This window comes from Kribbella sp. NPDC058245 (assembly GCF_042882005.1).
Classification (GTDB): Bacteria; Actinomycetota; Actinomycetes; order Propionibacteriales; family Kribbellaceae; genus Kribbella.
On the sequence record NZ_JBHVWY010000035.1, the window covers coordinates 1,755 to 3,029 of the forward strand.

Annotated in this window: 1 rRNA gene (cut by a window edge); it reads left to right on the forward strand. The window is 54.1% G+C overall.

Annotated elements, in window-relative coordinates:
* Positions 1-9: 9 nt before the first annotated feature.
* Positions 10-1,275, forward strand: a 23S ribosomal RNA gene (locus tag ACFVWG_RS41430) (it continues 1,935 nt past the right edge of the window).

Sequence of the window (1,275 nt, forward strand, 5' to 3'; positions counted from 1 at the left end):
TTGTTGTTGTGACAAGCTACTAAGGGCAATCGGTGGATGTCTTGGCACCAAGAGCCGATGAAGGACGTTGGAGCCTGCGATAAGCCCCGGGGAGTTGGCAACCGAGCTGTGATCCGGGGGTGTCCGAATGGGGAAACCCAGCTGGCATTCTAAAGCCAGTTACCAGTTCCTGAACACATAGGGTTCTGGAGGGAACGCGGGGAAGTGAAACATCTCAGTACCCGCAGGAAGAGAAAACAATAGTGATTCCGTGAGTAGTGGCGAGCGAAAGCGGATGAGGCTAAACCATGTGCGTGTGATAGCCGGCGTGTGTTGCGCATGTGGGGTTGTGGGAGCATTCCGATCTCAATGCCGTGAGGTCAGGGAGTTATAAATCACTGTTGAAGTCGAATCTTCTGGAATGTTGAGCCGTAGTGGGTTATAGCCCTGTAGGCGTAAGACAGTGACTTCCGAGTGTTTTCCCAAGTAGCACGGGACTCTTGAAATCCCGTGTGAATCTGGCGGGACCACCCGCTAAGCCTAAATACTTCTTGGTGACCGATAGCGGACTAGTACCGTGAGGGAAAGATGAAAAGTACCCCGGGAGGGGAGTGAAATAGTACCTGAAACCGATTGCCTACAATCCGTCGGAGCGTCATCCTTGTGATGGTGTGACGGCGTGCCTTTTGAAGAATGAGCCTGCGAGTTAGTGGTGTGTGGCGAGGTTAACCCGTGTGGGGTAGCCGTAGCGAAAGCGAGTCTGAATAGGGCGCTTTAGTCGCATGCTCTAGACCCGAAGCGGAGTGATCTATCCATGGGCAGGTTGAAGCGCGGGTAAGACCGCGTGGAGGACCGAACCCACCAGGGTTGAAAACCTGGGGGATGACCTGTGGATAGGGGTGAAAGGCCAATCAAACTCCGTGATAGCTGGTTCTCCCCGAAATGCATATAGGTGCAGCGTCGCGTGTTTCTTACCGGAGGTAGAGCACTGGATGGTCTAGGGGGCTTACCGGCTTACCGAAATCAGCCAAACTCCGAATGCCGGTAAGTGAGAGCGCGGCAGTGAGACTGCGGGGGATAAGCTCCGTAGTCGAGAGGGAAACAGCCCAGATCACCAGCTAAGGCCCCTAAGCGATTGCTAAGTGGAAAAGGATGTGGAGTTGCCCAGACAACCAGGAGGTTGGCTTAGAAGCAGCCACCCTTGAAAGAGTGCGTAATAGCTCACTGGTCAAGTGATTCCGCGCCGACAATGTAGCGGGGCTCAAGCAATCCGCCGAAGCTGTGGCATTTACACTA